Source organism: Methanoculleus taiwanensis (assembly GCF_004102725.1).
In the GTDB taxonomy this organism is placed as follows: Archaea; Halobacteriota; Methanomicrobia; order Methanomicrobiales; family Methanoculleaceae; genus Methanoculleus_A; species Methanoculleus_A taiwanensis.
The window spans coordinates 161,064-179,751 of record NZ_LHQS01000003.1 but is presented as its reverse complement, the minus strand read 5'-3'; the positions used below and the strand labels follow the sequence as shown (position 1 = coordinate 179,751).

The 18,688-nt window shown below is 58.5% G+C and carries 19 protein-coding genes; 5 read left to right on the top strand and 14 right to left on the bottom strand.

Going from position 1 to position 18,688, the window contains the following annotated elements; all coding sequences use genetic code 11:
* From ABH15_RS11440 to ABH15_RS11390, 11 genes are all read right to left on the bottom strand, one after another.
* Positions 1–503, bottom strand: a 503-nt coding sequence (locus ABH15_RS11440) for a fasciclin domain-containing protein (protein ID WP_241648099.1), incomplete at its 3' end; no start/stop codon positions are given.
* A gap of 469 nt (positions 504–972) precedes the next feature.
* A complete protein-coding gene (locus ABH15_RS11435; RefSeq protein ID WP_128694523.1) occupies positions 973–1,785 on the bottom strand; it encodes a fasciclin domain-containing protein in 813 nt (270 codons plus the stop codon).
* A 216-nt stretch (positions 1,786–2,001) separates the two neighbouring features.
* The gene (locus ABH15_RS11430; protein WP_164913739.1) at positions 2,002–3,108 is read right to left on the bottom strand and encodes a fasciclin domain-containing protein; all 1,107 of its coding nucleotides are present in this window, start codon (positions 3,106–3,108) and stop codon (positions 2,002–2,004) included.
* 214 nt (positions 3,109–3,322) lie between these two features.
* Complete coding sequence (locus tag ABH15_RS11425) at positions 3,323–4,072, bottom strand: fasciclin domain-containing protein (protein ID WP_128694521.1); 750 nt, start codon at positions 4,070–4,072, stop codon at positions 3,323–3,325.
* Positions 4,073–4,273: 201 nt separating this feature from the next.
* Complete coding sequence (locus ABH15_RS11420) at positions 4,274–5,704, bottom strand: aldehyde dehydrogenase family protein (RefSeq protein ID WP_128694520.1); 1,431 nt, start codon at positions 5,702–5,704, stop codon at positions 4,274–4,276.
* Positions 5,705–5,752: 48 nt separating this feature from the next.
* Complete coding sequence (locus tag ABH15_RS11415; protein ID WP_128694519.1) at positions 5,753–6,820, bottom strand: MFS transporter; 1,068 nt, start codon at positions 6,818–6,820, stop codon at positions 5,753–5,755.
* 2 nt (positions 6,821–6,822) lie between these two features.
* Positions 6,823–8,715, bottom strand: coding sequence for a beta-CASP ribonuclease aCPSF1 (locus ABH15_RS11410; RefSeq protein ID WP_128694518.1), 1,893 nt, complete (start codon positions 8,713–8,715; stop codon positions 6,823–6,825).
* Positions 8,716–8,734: 19 nt separating this feature from the next.
* Positions 8,735–9,379: an archaeal proteasome endopeptidase complex subunit beta gene (psmB, locus tag ABH15_RS11405; protein ID WP_128694517.1), complete on the bottom strand. Its 645-nt coding sequence runs from the start codon at positions 9,377–9,379 to the stop codon at positions 8,735–8,737.
* Between the two features lie 149 nt (positions 9,380–9,528).
* On the bottom strand, positions 9,529–10,389 hold the full coding sequence (locus ABH15_RS11400) for a CBS domain-containing protein (protein WP_128694516.1): 861 nt from the start codon (positions 10,387–10,389) through the stop codon (positions 9,529–9,531).
* Positions 10,390–10,400: 11 nt separating this feature from the next.
* Positions 10,401–10,829: a universal stress protein gene (locus tag ABH15_RS11395; RefSeq protein WP_128694515.1), complete on the bottom strand. Its 429-nt coding sequence runs from the start codon at positions 10,827–10,829 to the stop codon at positions 10,401–10,403.
* A 36-nt stretch (positions 10,830–10,865) separates the two neighbouring features.
* Positions 10,866–11,909: an amidohydrolase family protein gene (locus tag ABH15_RS11390; protein ID WP_128694514.1), complete on the bottom strand. Its 1,044-nt coding sequence runs from the start codon at positions 11,907–11,909 to the stop codon at positions 10,866–10,868.
* Positions 11,910–11,954: 45 nt separating this feature from the next.
* Between ABH15_RS11390 and ABH15_RS11385 the strand changes: the two genes are divergently transcribed.
* The gene (locus ABH15_RS11385) at positions 11,955–12,122 is read left to right on the top strand and encodes a preprotein translocase subunit Sec61beta (protein WP_128694513.1); all 168 of its coding nucleotides are present in this window, start codon (positions 11,955–11,957) and stop codon (positions 12,120–12,122) included.
* A gap of 23 nt (positions 12,123–12,145) precedes the next feature.
* Here the strand turns inward: ABH15_RS11385 and ABH15_RS11380 are convergent, their stop codons facing one another.
* From ABH15_RS11380 to ABH15_RS11370, 3 genes are all read right to left on the bottom strand, one after another.
* On the bottom strand, positions 12,146–12,898 hold the full coding sequence (locus ABH15_RS11380; protein ID WP_128694789.1) for a coenzyme F420-0:L-glutamate ligase: 753 nt from the start codon (positions 12,896–12,898) through the stop codon (positions 12,146–12,148).
* 187 nt (positions 12,899–13,085) lie between these two features.
* Positions 13,086–14,318 (bottom strand): glycosyltransferase, encoded by a 1,233-nt coding sequence (locus tag ABH15_RS11375; RefSeq protein WP_128694512.1) that lies wholly within the window; start codon positions 14,316–14,318, stop codon positions 13,086–13,088.
* 132 nt (positions 14,319–14,450) lie between these two features.
* A complete protein-coding gene (locus ABH15_RS11370) occupies positions 14,451–15,458 on the bottom strand; it encodes an MBL fold metallo-hydrolase (RefSeq protein ID WP_128694511.1) in 1,008 nt (335 codons plus the stop codon).
* 140 nt (positions 15,459–15,598) lie between these two features.
* Between ABH15_RS11370 and ABH15_RS11365 the strand changes: the two genes are divergently transcribed.
* From ABH15_RS11365 to ABH15_RS11350, 4 genes are read left to right on the top strand one after another with little or no spacing between them, the layout of a single operon-like run.
* Complete coding sequence (locus ABH15_RS11365; protein ID WP_128694510.1) at positions 15,599–16,036, top strand: formylmethanofuran dehydrogenase subunit E family protein; 438 nt, start codon at positions 15,599–15,601, stop codon at positions 16,034–16,036.
* A 6-nt stretch (positions 16,037–16,042) separates the two neighbouring features.
* Complete coding sequence (locus ABH15_RS11360) at positions 16,043–16,783, top strand: metal ABC transporter ATP-binding protein (RefSeq protein ID WP_128694509.1); 741 nt, start codon at positions 16,043–16,045, stop codon at positions 16,781–16,783.
* Positions 16,783–17,613, top strand: a complete 831-nt coding sequence (locus ABH15_RS11355; protein WP_128694508.1) for a metal ABC transporter permease — start codon at positions 16,783–16,785, stop codon at positions 17,611–17,613. Before ABH15_RS11360 ends, ABH15_RS11355 begins: the two co-directional genes overlap by 1 nt.
* 26 nt (positions 17,614–17,639) lie before the next feature.
* On the top strand, positions 17,640–18,602 hold the full coding sequence (locus tag ABH15_RS11350; protein ID WP_128694507.1) for a metal ABC transporter substrate-binding protein: 963 nt from the start codon (positions 17,640–17,642) through the stop codon (positions 18,600–18,602).
* Positions 18,603–18,688 lie beyond the last annotated feature (86 nt).

Here is an 18,688-nt window from a genome sequence, read left to right as displayed (position 1 = left end):
TGGTTCTGTGTCTGGTTCTGCGTCATGTTGGCGGTCTGGTTCTGTGTCTGGTTCTGCGTCATGTTCAGGAGCTGCTCGGAGGTGTAGTTACCCTCGACGACGTGGTACTGGAGAATTGCCGCGAGCTGGTCGGTATTGTTCAGGAGCTGGTTGATGGTTTCGTTGCCGAGCGCTTCAAACGCTGCATCGTTCGGTGCAAAGATAGTGTACGGCCCGCCGGTTTGAAGCGCCCCGGTCAGGTTAGTCGCGTTGATCGCCTGGGCAAGAATGCTCAGATTCTGATCCTGGTTGATCATGGCAACAAGGGTCATGTTGCCGGTCTGGTTCCCCATCGTCTGGTTCGTCACATTGCCCATGGTCTGGTTATCCATCGTCTGGTTGCCGGCGGTCTGGTTGGCGGCTGTTGCATTGGTGTCGTTGACAACGATAGTTATACTCTCATTACCTGTGGCGGCACTCCCCTCACCCATCGGCGCCGCCACGGCAATGGCAGGGATAACCATGAGAAAGAGAATGCACACACTCAGAAGGACATATTTGTTCATACGGACCCCTCCATAGAGGCTCGGGTGCAATCTTCGACATTTTATATAAAAGTTATTATAGTGCACTCTTTATGCTGTGTCGTCTCCGGATTCTCCAGTAGCCGGACTGATGGTTGCGCAATCCTGTAAATCGCCGGGAAAACAATTCTGCAGAATGATCTGTCACTATCCTCTGCAAGTCAGGAAAATTCGGAGCACAGTGCCCCGGATTTGGCTTCGCTCTCCACCTGAAGATCGGTGGATGGAAGAATCAACGCATAATCTCACAGAGATCACAAAACGGTCATGAGTGGCTGCACTGCCGGCGGGCTGCCGATGATAGTACCTGTGGGCAGGGGATGCCCGTTGAACGGCTTAAAATTGGAGTGCACACACCGTTCCGGGAACGGCGTGTGCTACCGGTCTGTCAGACACGATCGTTCTGCAATCAAGCCGGGTTAATCCAGGTCATGGTGTTCCCGTCGAGAGAGAATGTCGCTCCTTTCGGGGCGGTCTGGTTATCCGCTGTCATGTTGTCGGCAGTCATACTCTCGATCGTCATATTCGGCGGCAGGAGCACCGCATCGATGATGTGGATAACACCATTGCTGGCGTTGAGGTCGGCTGTGACTACCGTGGCATTGTTGACCATCACCTCGTTCGTCGTCTGGTTGAGTGTGACCGTCAGGTTCTCGCCGAGCAGCGTCTGCAGCATGACCGTCGCCTGCTGCGGGGTCATGTTCTGATCCATCGTCTGGTTCTGGGTCACGTTGTCGGTCTGGTTCACGGTCTGGTTCACGGTCTGGTTCTGGGTCACGTTGTCGGTCTGGTTCACGGTCTGGTTCTGCAGCATCATCAGGAGCTGCTCGGATGTGTAGTTGCCTTCGACGACGTGGTACTGCAGGATCATCGTCAGGTTCGCGGTATCGTTGACAAGCGCCCCGATCGTGTCGTTGCCGAGTGCCTGGAAGGCCTCGTCATTCGGAGCAAAGACGGTGTACGGCCCGCCGGTTTGAAGCGCCTCGGTCAGGTTGGCTGCACCGATCGCCTGGGCAAGAATGGTCAGATTCCCGTTCTGGCCGATTACGTCGACCAGCGTCATATTGGCTGTCTGGTTGCCGGTCATATTGCCGGGCATCGTCGTCATGTTGCTTTCATTATCCATTGTGGCATTCTCTTCTCCAACCAGCGCAGCCGTGGTGACGGCAGGTATGGCCAGCAGAACCAGAATGCACATACTGAGAACGGCATATTTGTTCATATGAACCCCTCCATAGAGGCTTCCGAGCAATCTGCTTCATAGTATATAAATATTATTATAAGAAGTATATAATGTTTGAAATGCCTCGGTCCTGCTCTCGTCATGGAGGTTCGGTGTGAGCTTCAGTGACCCCATCGGAAGTGCACCGGTTCAAAACCACGGGTTCTGGCATTGAAATCTGGAAAAATAGATGGATTGAGAGAAGGATAAACCCGGCTACATCGTCCTGTTGACGATCGTCAGATCAGATGAGCTCCCGGCTATCTCCACCGGTTGCGGTGCATTCGGGGTAACAATCCCCGCTTCCGAAGCCGGAGGTGTCACGTTATCCGGTATCAGGACCCGGTCGACGATGTGGATAACGCCATTGCTGGCGTTGAGGTCGGGCTGGATGACGGATGCGTTGTTCACCATCACCTCGTTCGTCGTCTGATTGAGTGTGACCGTCAGGTTTTCGCCGAGCAGCGTCTGCAGCGTGACCGTCGCCTGCTGCGGGGTCATGTTCTGGTTCACGGTCTGGTTCACGGTCTGGTTCACGGTCTGGTTCACGGTCTGGTTCACGGTCTGGTTCTGCAGCATCATCAGGAGCTGCTCGGATGTGTAGTTGCCTTCGACGACGTGGTACTGCAGGATCATCGTCAGGTTCGCGGTATCGTTGACAAGCGCCCCGATCGTGTCGTTGCCGAGTGCCTGGAAGGCCTCGTCATTCGGAGCAAAGACGGTGTACGGCCCGCCGGTTTGAAGCGCCTCGGTCAGGTTGGCTGCACCGATCGCCTGGGCAAGAATGGTCAGATTCCCGTTCTGGCCGATTACGTCGACCAGCGTCATATTGGCTGTCTGGTTGCCGACGGTTCCAGGCTCCGTCACGTTCACCGATATGTTCAGGGTGTACTCTGCATTCTGCACGGCGTGACCCGTAGGACCGTAGGAGTATACCACACTATCGCTGTCGTTCAACCGTACCCTGGCAGGACCTGCGGAGATCTCCTTGCCGTTAACCCGAAGCATCCACGCATTCTCCGTATCGTTCATGGTGCCCCTTTCGGTTCCGGCGATCGAGGTGACGGTCAGGATGCCCTGCTCTGCCGGAAGATCTTCAGAGACCGTATAATTAAAGCCCCCGGCCTCTGCTGCGGCATTGAGCGCGCCGAGAGCCGAGTTCTCGTGGATAATGTACGGTTGTAATGAGTTTTCCGGCAGAATGGTGAAGTTCCCGCTGCTGTTCAGCGTGACGGCCTCTTCCCCGATGGATACCGCTATGGTTACTGCGGGCAGGGTGAGAAGAAGAATGAGACCGAGAGATAGGAGATGTGTATGTTTCATGTTCATCCCTCTTTTGGGGTCTCGCTTATTGTATTTAATGATTATTATAATTTAAACTGCTTGAATGGTACGCCCGGCGTGTGACGGAGAAGAATCGGCCGCCTTGAGGGTAATGCTCCCTTTCGGAGCCCGGGTGCCTCTGCCCCCGCGCCCGGAAACATCATTCAGTGATAAAAAATGAGAACTTCGGGAGCAACGCTCCCGGACGATACGGTTACGCCGTCTGGTTGCCGGTTATGTTGTCAGTGGTCTGGTTACCCATCGTCTGGTTGCCGGTCATGTTGCCAATCGTCATGTTCGGCGGTATGAGCACCTTGTCGATGACGTAAAGGACACCCGTGCTGGTGTTAATATCCTGAACAACGTACGTATCGTTGTTCAGAACCAGCTGGCCGTTCTCCTGGGTTACCGTGATGTTTTCGCCAAGGAGTGTCTGCAACGTCGTTCCGTTCCCGGTCATGTTCCCGGTCTGGTTCTGCGTCTCGTTCTGACCGCCGCCGAAGAGGCCGCTTAAGAAGCCGAAGATACCTCCGTCGGTCTGGTTCTGCTGCTGGGTCATGTTCATCAGCTGCTCCGGTGTGTACTCGCCGGCGACTACATGGTACTGGAGAACTGCCGTGAGCTGATCCTGATTGCTCAGCAGCGTTCCGACGGTCTCGTTGCCGAGTGCCTCAAACGCTGCGTTGTCCGGTGCAAAGACGGTATACGGCCCGCCGGTTTGAAGCGCCCCGGTCAGGTTGGCCGCGTCGAGCGCTGTCGAAAGGGTGGTCAGGTTCGGGTCCTGCTGGATCACATCGACAAGGGTCATATTGCCGGTCTGGTTTCCCATCGTCTGGTTGCCGGGTGCACCGGTCGCGTTCGACTCATTGCCCATCGTAGCATTCTCACTGCCCATCGGAATAGCCGATGTCACGGCTACCATCCCTATGATGAGGAGAACGCATGCCCATACAATCTGTCTCATTCTCTTTCCCTCCCCCCTGGAGAGCGGGGAATAAACCCCAGGATATATAAAATTATTTATGATGCAATCGGTATGCCCGGGAGCGTTATCGGCGGGCGAAGCCCCCAACACACCACACCTCCAAGAACCTGGTCGCCGAACTCTGCGATCTACTGGTTGCGCACAAGAAAAATATTCTCCCCGGGAACCGGGAAGGCATGTCTACGGCCTGATCAGCACCGTCTTCCGCTCGAGGTAGTTCTCGAGCGCATCGTATCCGTTCTCCCGGTATAGGCCACTCTCGTTGACGCCGCCGAACGGCACCTCCGGCGGGATGCGAAGGTGCTGATTGACCCAGACCATCCCCGCCCGGAGCCCTTCGCATGCCTGGGTGATATCCCCGATATTCTTTGTCCACACGGAGGCGCCGAGTCCGAAACGGGTGCGGTTCGCGTAGGCGAGCGCTTCTTCGAGGCTGCCGACGGCAACGACGGGGAGCACCGGTCCGAAGACCTCCTCGGTTAGCAGCACCGAATCATCAGGGACGCCGGAGACCACCGTCGGTGCATAATAGTAGCCGCCCTCGAACGCCTGACCTTCCGGCATGTCTCCGCCGGTGAGGACACTTCCTTCGTCCCGCTCCCGAACCTGTGCCACCTGGGCGGCGATCCGGTCAAGCACCGTCCGGTTATTGAGTGGTCCCATGGTCACTCCTTTCTGCATCCCGTCTCCGACCGTGATCGACCCGACCCGCTCCGTCAGCATCTCGGTGAAGCGATCGGCGATCTCTTCGAAGACGAAGAGTCTTTTGACCGCCGTGCATGTCTGTCCGCAGTTGTAAAACCGTCCTCTGACCGCTCCTTCGACCGCCTCGGCGAGATCGGCATCGGCACAGACGATCATCGGATCGCTCCCCCCAAGTTCCAGGGTCACCCGTTTCATCGCCGGTGCTGCATCGGCCATGACCTGTTTCCCGGTCTCGACCTCGCCAGTGAACGATACCTTCCGGATAGCCGGATGGCGGGCTATGGCACGACCGACGGTCTCCCCTGAGCCCGTGACCAGGTTCAGAACCCCACCCGGAAGGCCTGCACCCCCGAGTATGCCGGCAAGAGTCAGGCAGGTGAGGGGAGCGGTGCTTGCGGGCTTGAGCACCATGGTATTGCCGGCGGCGAGTGCAGGCCCGATCTTCCACCCCATAATGAGTGCCGGCATATTCCAGGGGATGATCGCCCCGCAGACGCCGAGCGGCACCTTTGCCACGAGTGCGTGACCGTAGCCGGGGAGCTTCGCGTAATCGCCGCGGAGAGATGCCGAAAGGCTGCCGTAGTACTCGAGGGTATTTGCAAATCCGTTGATCTCATCGAGCGCCTCGCGATACGGCTTCCCCTGCTCGGCGGTCAGCAGGGCGGCGAGCTCGCCGTTTCGCCGCCGCACCTCTTCTGCACCTGTGAAGAGAACCCTGCCGCGATCCCGCAGTGAACGATGCGACCACGCATCGAATGCACCGGTAGCGGCATCGACCGCCCGTCCGAGATCTCCGGCATCCCCGAGCGGTACGGTATCGAACACCGTTCCGGTAGCGGGGTTTTCGACCGCGATGGTCTCGCCGCTCTCTGCATCGGTCCAATCCCCGTCGATAAGCATCTGCATGGAAGCTACTATGTGCGGAGGTACTATATGCCGGCAGCGAACCCTTAATCAGCCGCCGTAGGTGCACTGGCAGCGGCCGATGGTGAATGCCATCGTTCCGACGATCGCCGCAAGGAATGCGAATGCCGCGAAGAAGGTGCTCGCTTCGGCGACGATCCCCGCGATGAACGGGAGAAGGGTAAACCCGGCATAGGTGGCGGTGTTAAAGAGACCCGTGACCACACCCTGCCGGAGGTTCGTCTCTGCGAGGAACGAAAGCGAGGCGACGATAACAAAACCGGCGAAGGCTCCTATGACGGGAAACGCCCACGGGGTGAAGTAGCACCCTGCGACCGCGATTGCCATGGCGACCGCAGAGATGCGGATGGTCGGGACGGGACGTAAGTGAGCGTGCGAGGCGAGGAGAATCGTAACGATGGTGGCGATATTCATAAGCCCGATCTGGATGCTGAGGAGTCCGGGGTTTTCGCCGGTATATTCCGGGTAGAGGGCGGTGACCGCCCCGGTGACCCCGATCAGCACGACCGCGGCAATGTAGAGCCAGATATAGTGGCGGATAACCTCCGGGAGATTCGCCACGATGAGGTTCTCCCGGATCTGTTCGGTAAGAGAGATGCTCATCACCAGAGGGATGATGGTAATGCCCGTGAAGAGGGCGACCCCGGCGAGGGAAGAGGCCAGAATCCCGTCAAGCCATCCGGTTCCGAGCAGCCCGACGACAAGCCCGAGGTTCAGTGCCGCCATGAAGTAACCGCTCAACGTTTCGTGACTCTCCTGCGAGTTTGTCCATGCAAGCGCTGCAGAAACGAAGAGCCCCGCCCCGACCCCTTCGAGGCCGCGGGCAGCGACCATCGGCAGTCCCGACGGAAAGAGTATGATGGCGATGCCGCTTGCGAGGGTCAGGATAAGGCCTGCGCGAACGAGCGGCACCCGGCCGATACGGTCGCTGGCAAGCCCGGCGGGGAGAACCGTCAGGAAAGCTCCGAAAAAATATGCGGAGAAGATTGCGCCCTGCAGTGCCGCTCCTTTGCCAAAATCGGGGAGTACCGGGACGATGGCGTTTGAGAGCGCCATCACCGCGAATACTCCGAGGAGAAGCGATGCTCGCTGCAGCATCTCTAGACCATGCGGTAGGTTTCGAGGTTCAGGGGCGAATGCGTTTCAATATGGTATCGCTTGTAGATTGAGCTTGCAAGATCGATCGTCTTGTTCTCGTCGCCGTGGATGGTGAAGATCTTCTCGGGACGGGGCTGCAGGTGGGAGATGTAGTTCATCAGCTGTTTGCGGTCGGAGTGGCCGGAGAACCCGTCGATCGTAGCGATCTCGAGGTTGATGACGATCGTCTCGCGCCACCCGAGGGGGATCTCACGCCATCCCTTCTGGATGCGCCGTCCGAGGGTTCCGTCGGCCTGGTACCCGACGAAGACGAGGGTGTTCCTCTCGTCCGGGCCGAGCATCTTGAGGTACTCCATCACCGGGCCGCCGTTGAGCATACCGCTCGTGGTGATGATGACGCACGGGTCTCCGGTGATGACCTTCTCCCGCCGGTCGGGTGAGTCCACCTGGACGAAGCACTCCGCGAGGAACGGGTTTAAGCCTTCCCGGAAGATCTGGTTCCGGAGATCGTTGTTCAGGTACTCGGGGTACGTGGTGTGGATCGCCGTTGCCTCGCGGATCATGCCGTCGAGATAGATCTTCACGGGCGGGATCTTCTTGTTCCTGATACCCTCCTCGAGAGCGAGCATCACTTCCTGCGACCGCCCGACGGCGAACGCCGGGATGATCACCTTGCCACCCCGGTTCACGGTGGTGGTGATGGTCTCGTACAGCTTGTCCTCTGCATCTTTCCGCTGGGGCTGCATATCGTTCGAACCGCCGTAGGTACTCTCCATGAAGAGTGCCTCGAGGCGGGGGAAAGACGAGACCGCCGGGCTGAAGAGACGGCTCTTCTGGTAGTTGAAGTCGCCGGTGAATGCGATATTGTAGAGCCCTTCGCCGATATGGAAGTGGGCGACTGCGGAGCCGAGGATATGGCCGGCATTGTGGAAGGTGAGCTTGACGTCGGGTGCGATATCGGTGACGCTTCCGTAGTTCAGCGTTATCGAGTGCTTGATGTACGTCTTGACCTCGTTTGAGGTATATGGTATCTTGTCGCTCTCTTTCCGCACGACATCGATGTAGTCGAGCTGGAGCATTGCCGAGAGATCCCTCGTCGGCGGCGTCGCGTAGACCGGGCCTTCGTATCCGTATTTGAAGAGGAGGGGGACGAGTGCGCAGTGATCGAGGTGTGCATGCGTGAGCACCACCGCATCGACGCTGCTCAGGGGATAGATCTCCGGCACATAGATGTAGGGCGTTCCGTTGGTCGTGCTGCCCGGCTTTTCGCCGCAATCGATGAGGATCTTGCTCTCCGGTGTCGAGACGAGGAACGCCGCCCTTCCGACCTCACGGCAGCACCCGAGCGTTGTCACCCGGAGCCACTGATCCTTGCTCGTGACCTCGCGGTGGATACGCCTTCCGATGGTCCGAAGGAACGTTTTCCGTTCGTCCTTGACGGATCTGAGAAACGTTCGTATCTGTTTGACGGTCGAGCTCTCGATCGGCGGCGTCCTGACGACCTTCGGCGTCCAGCCGATCTGCTTCGTGATCTCCCGAAGCGTGGCGCCGTTCTTCCCGATGACGACGCCGGGTTTCTCCGCTTCGATCAGCACTTCTCCCGTCTCGGGATCGAAGAACAGGTCGGTAATACCGGCATTCTCCGGAACGACCGATCGGATTTCACCTGCAGCCCGTTCCGGATCTTCGAGGATATTCGGACGTACGACGATCCGCTTGCGCAGGTCGCGTGCGAGAATCTTGATGAGATCCGCCTGGTCGGCAAACTTCTTGGGATCGTCGGTATAGATTACCAGCTCCGGTCCCTCGAACTCAACTTCAGAGACCGTAATACCGCTCGGTATAATCTTGTCGATCTGATCCTTGAGTTCCTTAAGCCTCTCCTCTATTAACATCACTATCGTCCAAAAAAGGTTAGGTTGTCGGGAGGGCGACAGACGATGCCTGCAGCCCGCGTTCGATGGTTTCTTCGTATTTGTCCCTGGTTATCACGACGAGCATGATGTCCCCGCCGGAACCGGCGTCACGGCGCATGGCAGTCTTTACCGCACGAACCGCGAGGTCTCGCGCTTCCGCTTCGTCCATGCCTTCGCGGTACTGATCCTCGAGGATACCGTACGCAAACGGTGACCCGGATCCGGTCGCTACAATCTCCTCCTCTTTCGTGGCTCCGCCCATGGCGTCGACCGAGTAGATTGAAGGCCCTTTGTCGTCGAAGCCGCCGACGAGGAGCTGGACGTAGTAGGGATAATACCGGTTCTGGTTCAGGTAATTCGAGAGCAGTGTCGAGACCGCTCCGACCGACATCGTCTTGCTGCGGCGCACCTCGTAGAGGCTCGACTCCACCTGCATGAGGCGGACGAGTTGCTGGGCATCGCCCACCCCGCCGGCCGTGGTCATTCCTACTCTCTTCGTGATCTGGTAGATCTTCTTGGCACGTTTGCTGGCGATGAGGTTCCCCATCGTCGCCCGCATCTCGGTCGCGAGAATGACGCCGTCTTTGAAGACCAGACCGACCGTTGTTGTACCTTTATAGGTCATCTGGGAAATATCAGACATTGAAACACCCCCTAAAATCACTAAAACGCTATAAATCAGTCAAAAGCGCTTCAGCGTATATAGTGGCACGATAAAACATAAATCTTGTTGTCAAACCGCACTTCGGCACGGTATGATAGAGTACATTCATTGTATATGAGTATTATCCCTTAAAAGTTTTGGCGGGAATCCTGCTCCGGCAGCAGGGCCTTGATCAGCTCGCGGTCAAAGAGCATGGCAACGAGTCGTTTGTTGCCGTTGACCACCGGGAGCTGGTCGACTTTCGCCCGTTTCATCTTCAGGGCGCATTCGCTGATCTCGGCGTTGAGCGGGACTGCGAGCACGTTCTTGACCATGGCGTTCTTCACCGGTATCGGCAGGAGCTGGATCTTCGAGATCCCGTAGCTGATGGTATGCATGTCGCGGATGCTCTCCCACGTCCACTCGTCGTCATCCGTGCCGTTCGAGAAGTCGCTGACCTCGATACTGTCCTCGATCCGTGAGTGGCGGATCAGGTCGCGCTCCGAGATGATCCCGGTGAGTGTTCCGTCCTCGGTGAGGATCGGAATTGCGTCGAACCCCGATACTTCAAGGATCCTCCCGACGAGGGTCAGGGGCGTATCCTCCCAGAGGGCGTAGGTCTTGCTCACGTAGTGGTCTTTGATCGAGCTGGAGAGGCGCATCTGGGCGATGGCGGCGACGAGATCGGCAACGCTGATGATCCCGATCATTTCGCCGTCCTCGACGACGGGAAGCCTGCGGATGTTATGCCGCACCATAACCTGTGCAGCCTCCTGGAGAGGTGCGTCGGGTCTGATGACGACGGGATTTGGTGTCATCAACAGACCGAGCTGCGACTCATCGGCTTTTCTGAGCAGATCTTTTCGTGTGATGATACCGACAAGCTGCCCGTCTTTTAAGACGGGTACTCCGCTAATGCCGGTTCTTTTCAGGATGCGGAGAACGTCGTCCCTGTTTCCCGGGATCTCAACACAGACGACGTCGGCCACCATGTGGTCACGGACAAGCATCTGTCTGACGCTTATGTTCTCACCACCGTTGTCGTGATTCTGCTGTGCCTCACGACATAGTCGGTAACACTACCGAGAAGAAGGCGGTCGACCTCGCTCTTTCCGTGCGAGCCGAGAAGGATCAGATCGGCGCTGAGCTCTTCGGCGAGAGCGATGATCTCGCTGCCCGCGTGGCCCTGCCGGATGTGTGTGTTTAAGGAGACCCCTGCCGACTCGGCCTGTGCCCGGGATTCGGCCAGAAGATCTTCTCCCTCCTTTTCGAGGAGGCTGTAGATAACCTCGAGCGTATTGTCCATCGGCAGCGACGAAAAGAGACCCGACTCAACGACGTAAATCGCGTGGAGATCGGCGTCCCATTTTTTTGCTTCCTCGATGGCTTTACCAAGAGCCCGCTCGCCCGACTCCGAACCATCGACTGCAACAAGTATCTTTCGAACCATATCTACCCCACAAAACGGCCGTTCCTTACTAAATCTCTACCTCATGCTTAAAACATTTTGTTCGATAGCAGATGCGTCCGCCCGCCGTACCAGTGTTGCAAGGTGATTTTCGCTGAACCGGAAATTGCCGTATGCCGGGTTGATGAGAGTAATTTTAGCGGGATCCCCTTCTTTGATAAAATATGGTCTTCCCGTAAGTTCCGATCCTGCAACGGCCGCACGCAGAATCTCTTCCGCGGAGATATTGTACACAACCGAGAGAAATGCCATCTCCTGAAGCATATCCGGCTGAACGAACATCACGTTGTCCGTTCCAAGGTAGACGCGGCATCCGAGGGAGAGCATGCGCTGCACCGGCGGCCGGGCGGGCGTTGCCGCAACCCCGAGGATCCAGTTCGAGCGCGGGCAGATGGCTATCGGGATTGCACGATCGGCGCAGTCGCGGAGTTGGGCATCCGTGGCATGGGTGCAGTGCACGAGCAGGTCGGGATCGTAGGCAAGCGCTTCGTCGACATCGCCCGCGTCGCGTTCACCTGCGTGAAAGGCTACGCGTCTACCCGTTCTGCGCGCTTCGGCGACCTGCCGCTCGACGTCCTCCACGTCCCGTATACTGCTGATCCCTATCCCGTCCGCGTCGCGCTCCCCCCCTTCCCTGCCGAAGATGACCGGCGCTATCGGCAGCCCCGCTGCAGCCTCATAGAGGGCGGCAACCCCGTCAGCACCCCCTTCACGGAAGTCGGCGAAACCCCGGGTGCCCGACCGCACCATCGTCTGAATGCTCGCGTGCATCGCTTCGACGAGACGCGGCCGGGGAGTTTTCGCGAGGATCCGGTGCTTGAGGCCGTTCGGAGGAGCGACGAGATCGGCGAGGCTGCCGCTGCAGGGGCAGTCCATGGCGACGGTATCGCCGCAGTGCGTATGGGCGTTGAAGAAGGCCGGGACAATCCAGAAATCCGGCGCCCGGGATGCAGACTCTATCGCCCGGATGATACCGTCCTCGACGATAATGCTGACGCACTGCTCGTCAAGTTCCTCGCCGAGGAGGGCATGGCCGGTGACCGTATATGAGGAGGGCAGCATGGGTCTGTAGCTTCTTTTTATATTCCGAGGGATAAATACATCTATATGGCAAAAAAATCAGGCGGGAGACTGGTATCCTCTGCGGGTCTCGTCAACTACTATGACAGCGAAGATCGGCGAGCAATCCACATCAGTCCGGTTTCGGTGGTCGTTGCGGCAGTGGTCATCGGCGCAGCGGTATTCATTCTGAACGCATTGTTCCCGGTTGCGTAACAAAAGAGCCCTAAAAAGGTATTTTATTCTGTTTTCTCCATACTTTTCAGAGCGCACCTGATGATATCCTCTTTTGGCGTGAAGTAGACGGCGTCGTGTCCTTTCCAGCGCCCGCAGTTCCTGAAGACGACTGCAGGAACGCCCTGGTGGCTCTCACCCATGACGAAGTTTGCAAACGCCGCGATCTCGTCGACGACCGCTTCCTCGGTGATCTCGAGCACGTGACCGAAGAGATCGGTATCCCCCCGGTAATCGTTGATCGCGGTCATGCCGCTCCAACCGATGGCAATGCCGGTCTGCCCGCGCCGGAATGCCCGTCCGCAGGTGTCGGTGATAATGACACGGACGTCTCTTCCGCTGATATCCCGGAGAGCATCCCGCACCTCCTCTGCGGCGGCCATGGGGTCCGGCGGGAGGTAGATGATCATGCCGTCCTCGATGTTGCTGTGATCGACGCCGGCCCGAACACCGATATGGCCGGATGGAAGCTCCGAGAGGATGAAGGGATACTCGAGCAGAATCTCGCTCGAACTGTCGATCACCGCCTGCACGAACCTAGGGTCTTCCTGTGTTCCCGACGCTATCCGTTCGGCCTGCTCGCCCGGGACGATATCGGTGAGGCGGCGGGTATAGCCCTTTGCCTTTGAGTAGACCGATGAGGCGATACAGAGTATATCTCCGTCCTCGAACGTGACCCGTTCGGCGATCAGGCCGGAAAGATCGTCTCCTTCGTGGATCAGGGGCAGACCCCTGACGCCCAGTACCTGGATGTCCATGCTCTTCACGATGAGATGTCGAATCGCTATCTTAAAAGCTCTCGGGTTTCGGATGGGAAAAACCGGCGGGGATATCCTAATCCGGGATACGCATAACCCGGGGCGCGGGTGACCGCAAGATCCATGCAGATATGATGATCGTGGGAGCAGGGTTCCCGACGCCCGGAGCTATGAGGTACGGAGCGGCTCACCTGGTGCCGAACCCCTCCCTGAGCGTGAAGTTCGCCTCGAACGCATCGATAAGGTCGAGATACTCTTCGACCAGCCGGGTCATGAGGAACTTCTCCCGGACGCTCTCTCGTGCCGCCTTTCCCATCTCTGCCGCCAGCTCGGGATTGCCGACCAGCTGTACGATGCGTTCGGCCGCCTCCTCGACGGAGGATACTAAAAATCCGTTCACCCCGTCGGTGATCTGGTATCTGATCCCCCCCGTATTCCCGCCGATGACGGGGGTGCCTTTCCACATTGCCTCGGCGACGGTAAGGCCGAATCCTTCACGGATGGATTTCTGCAGGACGACGGCTGCCCTTCTCTGGAGCGCATTCACCAGCGCTCCGTCCTGCCGGCTCAGGATGATGATCCGCTCCTCCCGATTCCGGAGAAGCGATCGATATACTTCCGCCCCTTCGGGGTCGTCCGTCGCCACGTTCCCGAGCAGGACGAGCGTTGCGTCCACCTTTTTTCTGGCCATCCTGAATGCCTGGATGACACCTACGGGGTCTTTCCAGCGGTCGAAGCGGGATATCTGAACGACAAGAGGAAGATCCGTCGGAATGCCGTAGTGGTTGAGGCGTTCGTCGATCTCCTTCTCGCTCATCTCCCGGTTGACGATCGAGAGCGGGTCGATGGCCGGCATGAAGAAGAGCTGGGGTGTTTTGAGATTCTGCCGGTATTTCTTGCAGCTTAAGATTACGGCATCGTATTTTTCAATGAACGGAAGAAGATAGTTCCAGACCTCCCGGTTGGGGCTGGAGAGGTCGACGTGGCAGCGCCAGACCCAGGGGCTCTTCTTCCGGTAGTGTCGAATCAGGGGGAGAGGCTGGGGGTCGTGGACGATGACAAGGTCGTGATCCAGGTGGTTGCTGACCGTGTTCTCGCAGACTACCTGTTCGTAGATCTGTTTCTTCCGCTCCGTCAGGTTGATGCCTCCCCCCTGGAGGGCGTTGTGAAACTTTTTGGTGACGCTGAAGAAGTCGGGTGGGCCGTGGATGACCCGCCACCCCGTCTGGATGTCGAGGCTGTTCATCAGGATGACGAGCGACGAGAGGATCTGCGACACCCCGCCGCCCGAGTACGTCGAGTTCATGTGGATGACATGCAGATCCCTGATCACCCGGGCCTTATCCTGTATGCGCCGGATCGTCCCCGTTTCGACGAACGGCTCGTAATCTTTGATGGTGTTTATCCTGCTCCATTCCATTGATCCTGACCTCCGGGGATGTCTGCCCTGTCCGCCCATCCGGCAGCAGATCTCCTGCGTGGGTGCACGAAAAGTGTCGGCGATCCTCTTTATATATATCGGCCGGCGGTACTGTTCGCTGCTGCCGGGCTTTCATTCCTCTCCTCCCGGGTGGGCGAACCGATCGGCAAAGACCTCCTCGCCGAGATACCCGGCGACGGTCGTGACACCGGCGAGATCGTAGATGCCTTCCATCCGCTCCCGGAAGCGGGTGTCCCTCGTGACGTGGTGGTCGAGCAGGATGGTTGCCCCGGGGCACTCGCGGGCAATCCGGCGGAGGTTTGCGATGCATCGGTCGAAGTTCTCCCTGCTCAAGAGGTGCCCGAGGAGGTACGTCGGCGGGCCGTCGAGGAGGATGCAGTCCGGCGCTTCGTCGATGAGCCAGGCCGCATAGTCTTCGAGAAGCGGCCCCATAAGGTCGGAGGTGTAGACCGTCTTTCGGGCTGCGTGCTCGATAGCGAGCGCCACCACAAACCCGGGCGATGCGTACTCGATGCCGTGAAAGAGGGGAGCGGAGAATCGGAGATCGGTATTCCCTATGCCGAACGTCCGACCGTCGCAGAAGACGACCTTCTCGTCCGGCGGCAGCACCCACGGCTCCGTCGTCCATCGCCGGGCGTGACGCCGGTACTGCTGCCGCCGCTTTTCGGTATCCCCGCCGGTATGAACGGCTGAGAGCGGCAGGGCCTGCAGGGGATCGGGGAACGTATCTTCCCCGGGGGGCGACTCCCGCAAAGCGCCGCCGAACGATGCGGCATACCACCGCATGAACTCCCGGGAGCGGTGCCACTGCGACCGATTCACGTAGGCGTTCGGCGATTTGATGTAGAGGTGTTTCCCGGCATAGAGGCTTCTCTCCTGCCGGTAATGGTCGTGGTGATAGTGCGTTACGGCAACATGCGTCGCCCTGCCTGCGGCGGCCGTGATCGCCTTCCACGCGTCCCTGAGCCGCTCCTCTTTCACGGCATCGGGTGCCGGAAACCCTTTCTGCAGGATCGATGCGCCCGGGTCGATCATCAGCGCAAGATCCGGTGTTTCCACGAGAGTACAGAACGATTTCGCCCCGAGACTATCCGCCCATACGGGAGTGACCTTCATCATCCGTTCACCTATTCCTCATCTCTGCAGCCCCGTATTCCGGCACGGAGTATATATCGGGATCCGGTACAACGAATCCGGAGTTGATATGATTTGATGTGAAAACTTGCAACTTTAATAGTATCGACCTTCCAATAATCTGTATGCACGATCATCAGGGCTGCAAATACATGCATCTCCGCAAAGAGTGCTCTATTGAAGACCTCGCGGCATTCCACGGCCACCTCGGACCATATATTGTTCTCGGCTACCGCATCGGCAGATATGTCCGGGACACCTTCTGTGACGATCCGTTCCGGATGTCGGTGCGGGTGTACTGTTCCGGTGCGCCGCCGCAGTCCTGCATTATCGACGGCATTCAGCTCGGAAGCGGCTGTACGCTCGGGAAACGAAACATCGAGATAATCGAGAGCGACGAACTCCGGTGCGAGTTCACCGCCGACGACCGGAACGTGACGGTAGTGCCCGCGCCCTTCACCCCGCCGGAACGCGATGCCGATTATGAGCTGCATATCGAGAGGATTGCGGAAGCGATGTACGGACTCCCCGACGCCGATCTCTTCTCGGCATCCGTCACGTGAAAGGCCATGAACGGCAACGGCACACTGATCCATCTCGATAATATCTACACCGCCTATGAGGGCGCTGCCTTCCCGGTCATCAGAGGGATTACCCTCTCCATCCGGGCCGGTGAGTACGCTATCGTCGGCGGGCCGAACGGTGCCGGCAAGACAACGCTGCTCGAGTCGATGAACGGGATGCTCCGGCTCACGCACGGGAGCGCCACGGTCTGCGGGCTCGATGTCCGGCGGCAGGGATGCGAGGTGCGAAAGCGTGTCGGATACGTTGTGCAGAGTTTCTTCTTCGATCCCTTAACCCCGTTTACTACCGAGCAGGTGGTCATGATGGGCAGGTACGGACTGCTCGGCTGCCTCAGGCGCCCCGGGGAAGCGGACTATGCGGCGGTCGACAGAGCTATCCGGCTCCTCGGCCTCGAAGATCTGAGAGACCGGCCGATCGGGACACTCTCGGGCGGCCAGCAGCAGAAAGCCCTCATCGCGCAGAACCTTGCCAAGGAGCCGGAGATCCTCCTGCTTGACGAGCCGTTCAGCAACCTCGATCTCTGCACCCGGGATTTCGTGAGCGGGGTCTTGAAGGACCTGGCGAAGAAGGGGATTGCGGTCGTCATGGTCTCGCACGCGTTCGACGGCCTGCCCGACGGCGAGATCCGTATCATCGTCATGCGCGACGGAACGCTCTCTCTCGATGAGACATGCCGCCCCGACGAGGTCGAATCACGGGTGCGGAAAGCCTCTACGGTGCAATAATGCTTGAGTTTCTTATTCCGAACAACATCGTCTGCCACGCCGTCGAGGCCATGCTCTTTGCCTCGATCGCCTGCGCCATCCTCGGCGTCATCATCACGCAGATCAACATCTCGTCGATAGGATTCACCATGGCGCATGCCGCCTTCGCAGGAGCGGCCGTCGGCCTCTTCCTCGGGATGAACGGAACCTTCACCGCGATCGTCTTTGCCCTCGCCGTCGCCGTTCTGCTCGGTCCCCTCTCGGATAAGGCCAAGATATCAACGGACACGACACTCGGCGTCCTCTTCGGGATGTCGATGGCGGTTGCGATCTTCTTTATCTCCTACATGCAGTACCTCGGGCAGGGGTTCAACGCGAGCAGCCTGCTCTTCGGCGATGTCATCTCCCTGTACCGCGAGGAGATCTACAGCCTTGCCCTGATATCCGTGGTGGCGATCCTCTTCGTGGTGCTCTTTTACAAGGAGATCACCGCCATCATCTTCAACAAGAAGATCGCGGAGGCATCCGGGATCAGGGTGACGCCGATCTACTACGGCATGCTCTTCATCATCGCATTGACAGTGGCGCTGGCCCTGAACATCATCGGCGGCCTGCTGCTCTACGTCTGGCTGGTGACGCCTGCCGCGATCGTCTACCAGTTCTGCTACAACGTCAGGACGATGTTCATCCTGGCGCCCCTCACCGCTGCAGCCATCAGCGTCTCCGGGGCACTGACGGGTCTTGAGTACTCTCTCCCGGTAGGTCCGCTCACCGCGGTCATCTTCACGGGTGCGTTCCTGCTTGCCGTGCTACTGTCGCCGAAAAGAAGGGTAACAAATAGCAAGGTTTAACTTTTTCTTCATACCAGATCTGCGTTATGCGCAGCATACCCATTTTTACCGCAGTTCTCCTCGCGCTGCTTCTCGCAGTGCCGGTCTCTGCGGATCTGACGGTGGTTTCCACCACGGCCGTCCTCGCCGAGCCGCTCCAGTATATCGGCGGGGAGAAGGTCGAAGTAATGTACATCTCCGACCCGACGCTCTGCCCGCACCTGCAGCAGGACGTTATCAACAACCGGATCCAGCTCAACCGGGATTTCATCAGGGATGCCGATCTCCTCGTCGCCCATAACACATCGGTCGACCAAGCCTACGTCATGCCGTTCGTCGATGACTTCATGGCTGCAAACGAGTACGGATCGGTTCAGTGGACTACCCCGGGCGATCCGACAATGACCTGGAACACCCCCGAAAAAGCGAACACGCTGGTCGCGATTGTGAAGGACTGGCTCGTTGCCGCCGACCCCGATAACCGGACGTACTATGAGGACCGATATGCGTCGTACGTGACGCTGATTGAGGCGGCCGATCTCACCGACGACGAGCGGCAGGCTATCTCGGGACAGGACGTCATCACGATCGTCTGGCAGCGGGATGCCGTCGAGAACTGGCTCGGGCTCAACGTCGTCAACATCTATGCGCCGGAGCACTACCAGGGGGGTAAATACACCGCGGCGAAGCTGGTCGACGATATCAACGCCAATCCCGAGAAGTATGCGAACGTGACCTATATCATCGAGAATATGCAGTCCGGCGAGCTCGGCAAGGGTGTCGAGGAGGCGCTGAACGATAAGGGAATTCCCGTGCAGCGTGTCGTCTTCACGAACTTCCCGAAGTCCGTCCCGGGCGTCGAGACTATCCCGGACGTCATTGTATACAATAAAGGGCTTGTCATGATGCAGACACCCGCCACCACTCCGGCACCGGAGGCTCCTGTCGGCATTCTTGCGGTGCTCGGAGCGGTTGCAATCGGACTCCTCCTCATCTCCCGGAGAGACTGATCTTCTCTCTCCTTCGTTTCTGCCCTGAAAACCCCTTCCTTCTCGCAACCGCCGTCCGCTCTTCTCCAGACTATTTACCTATCCGG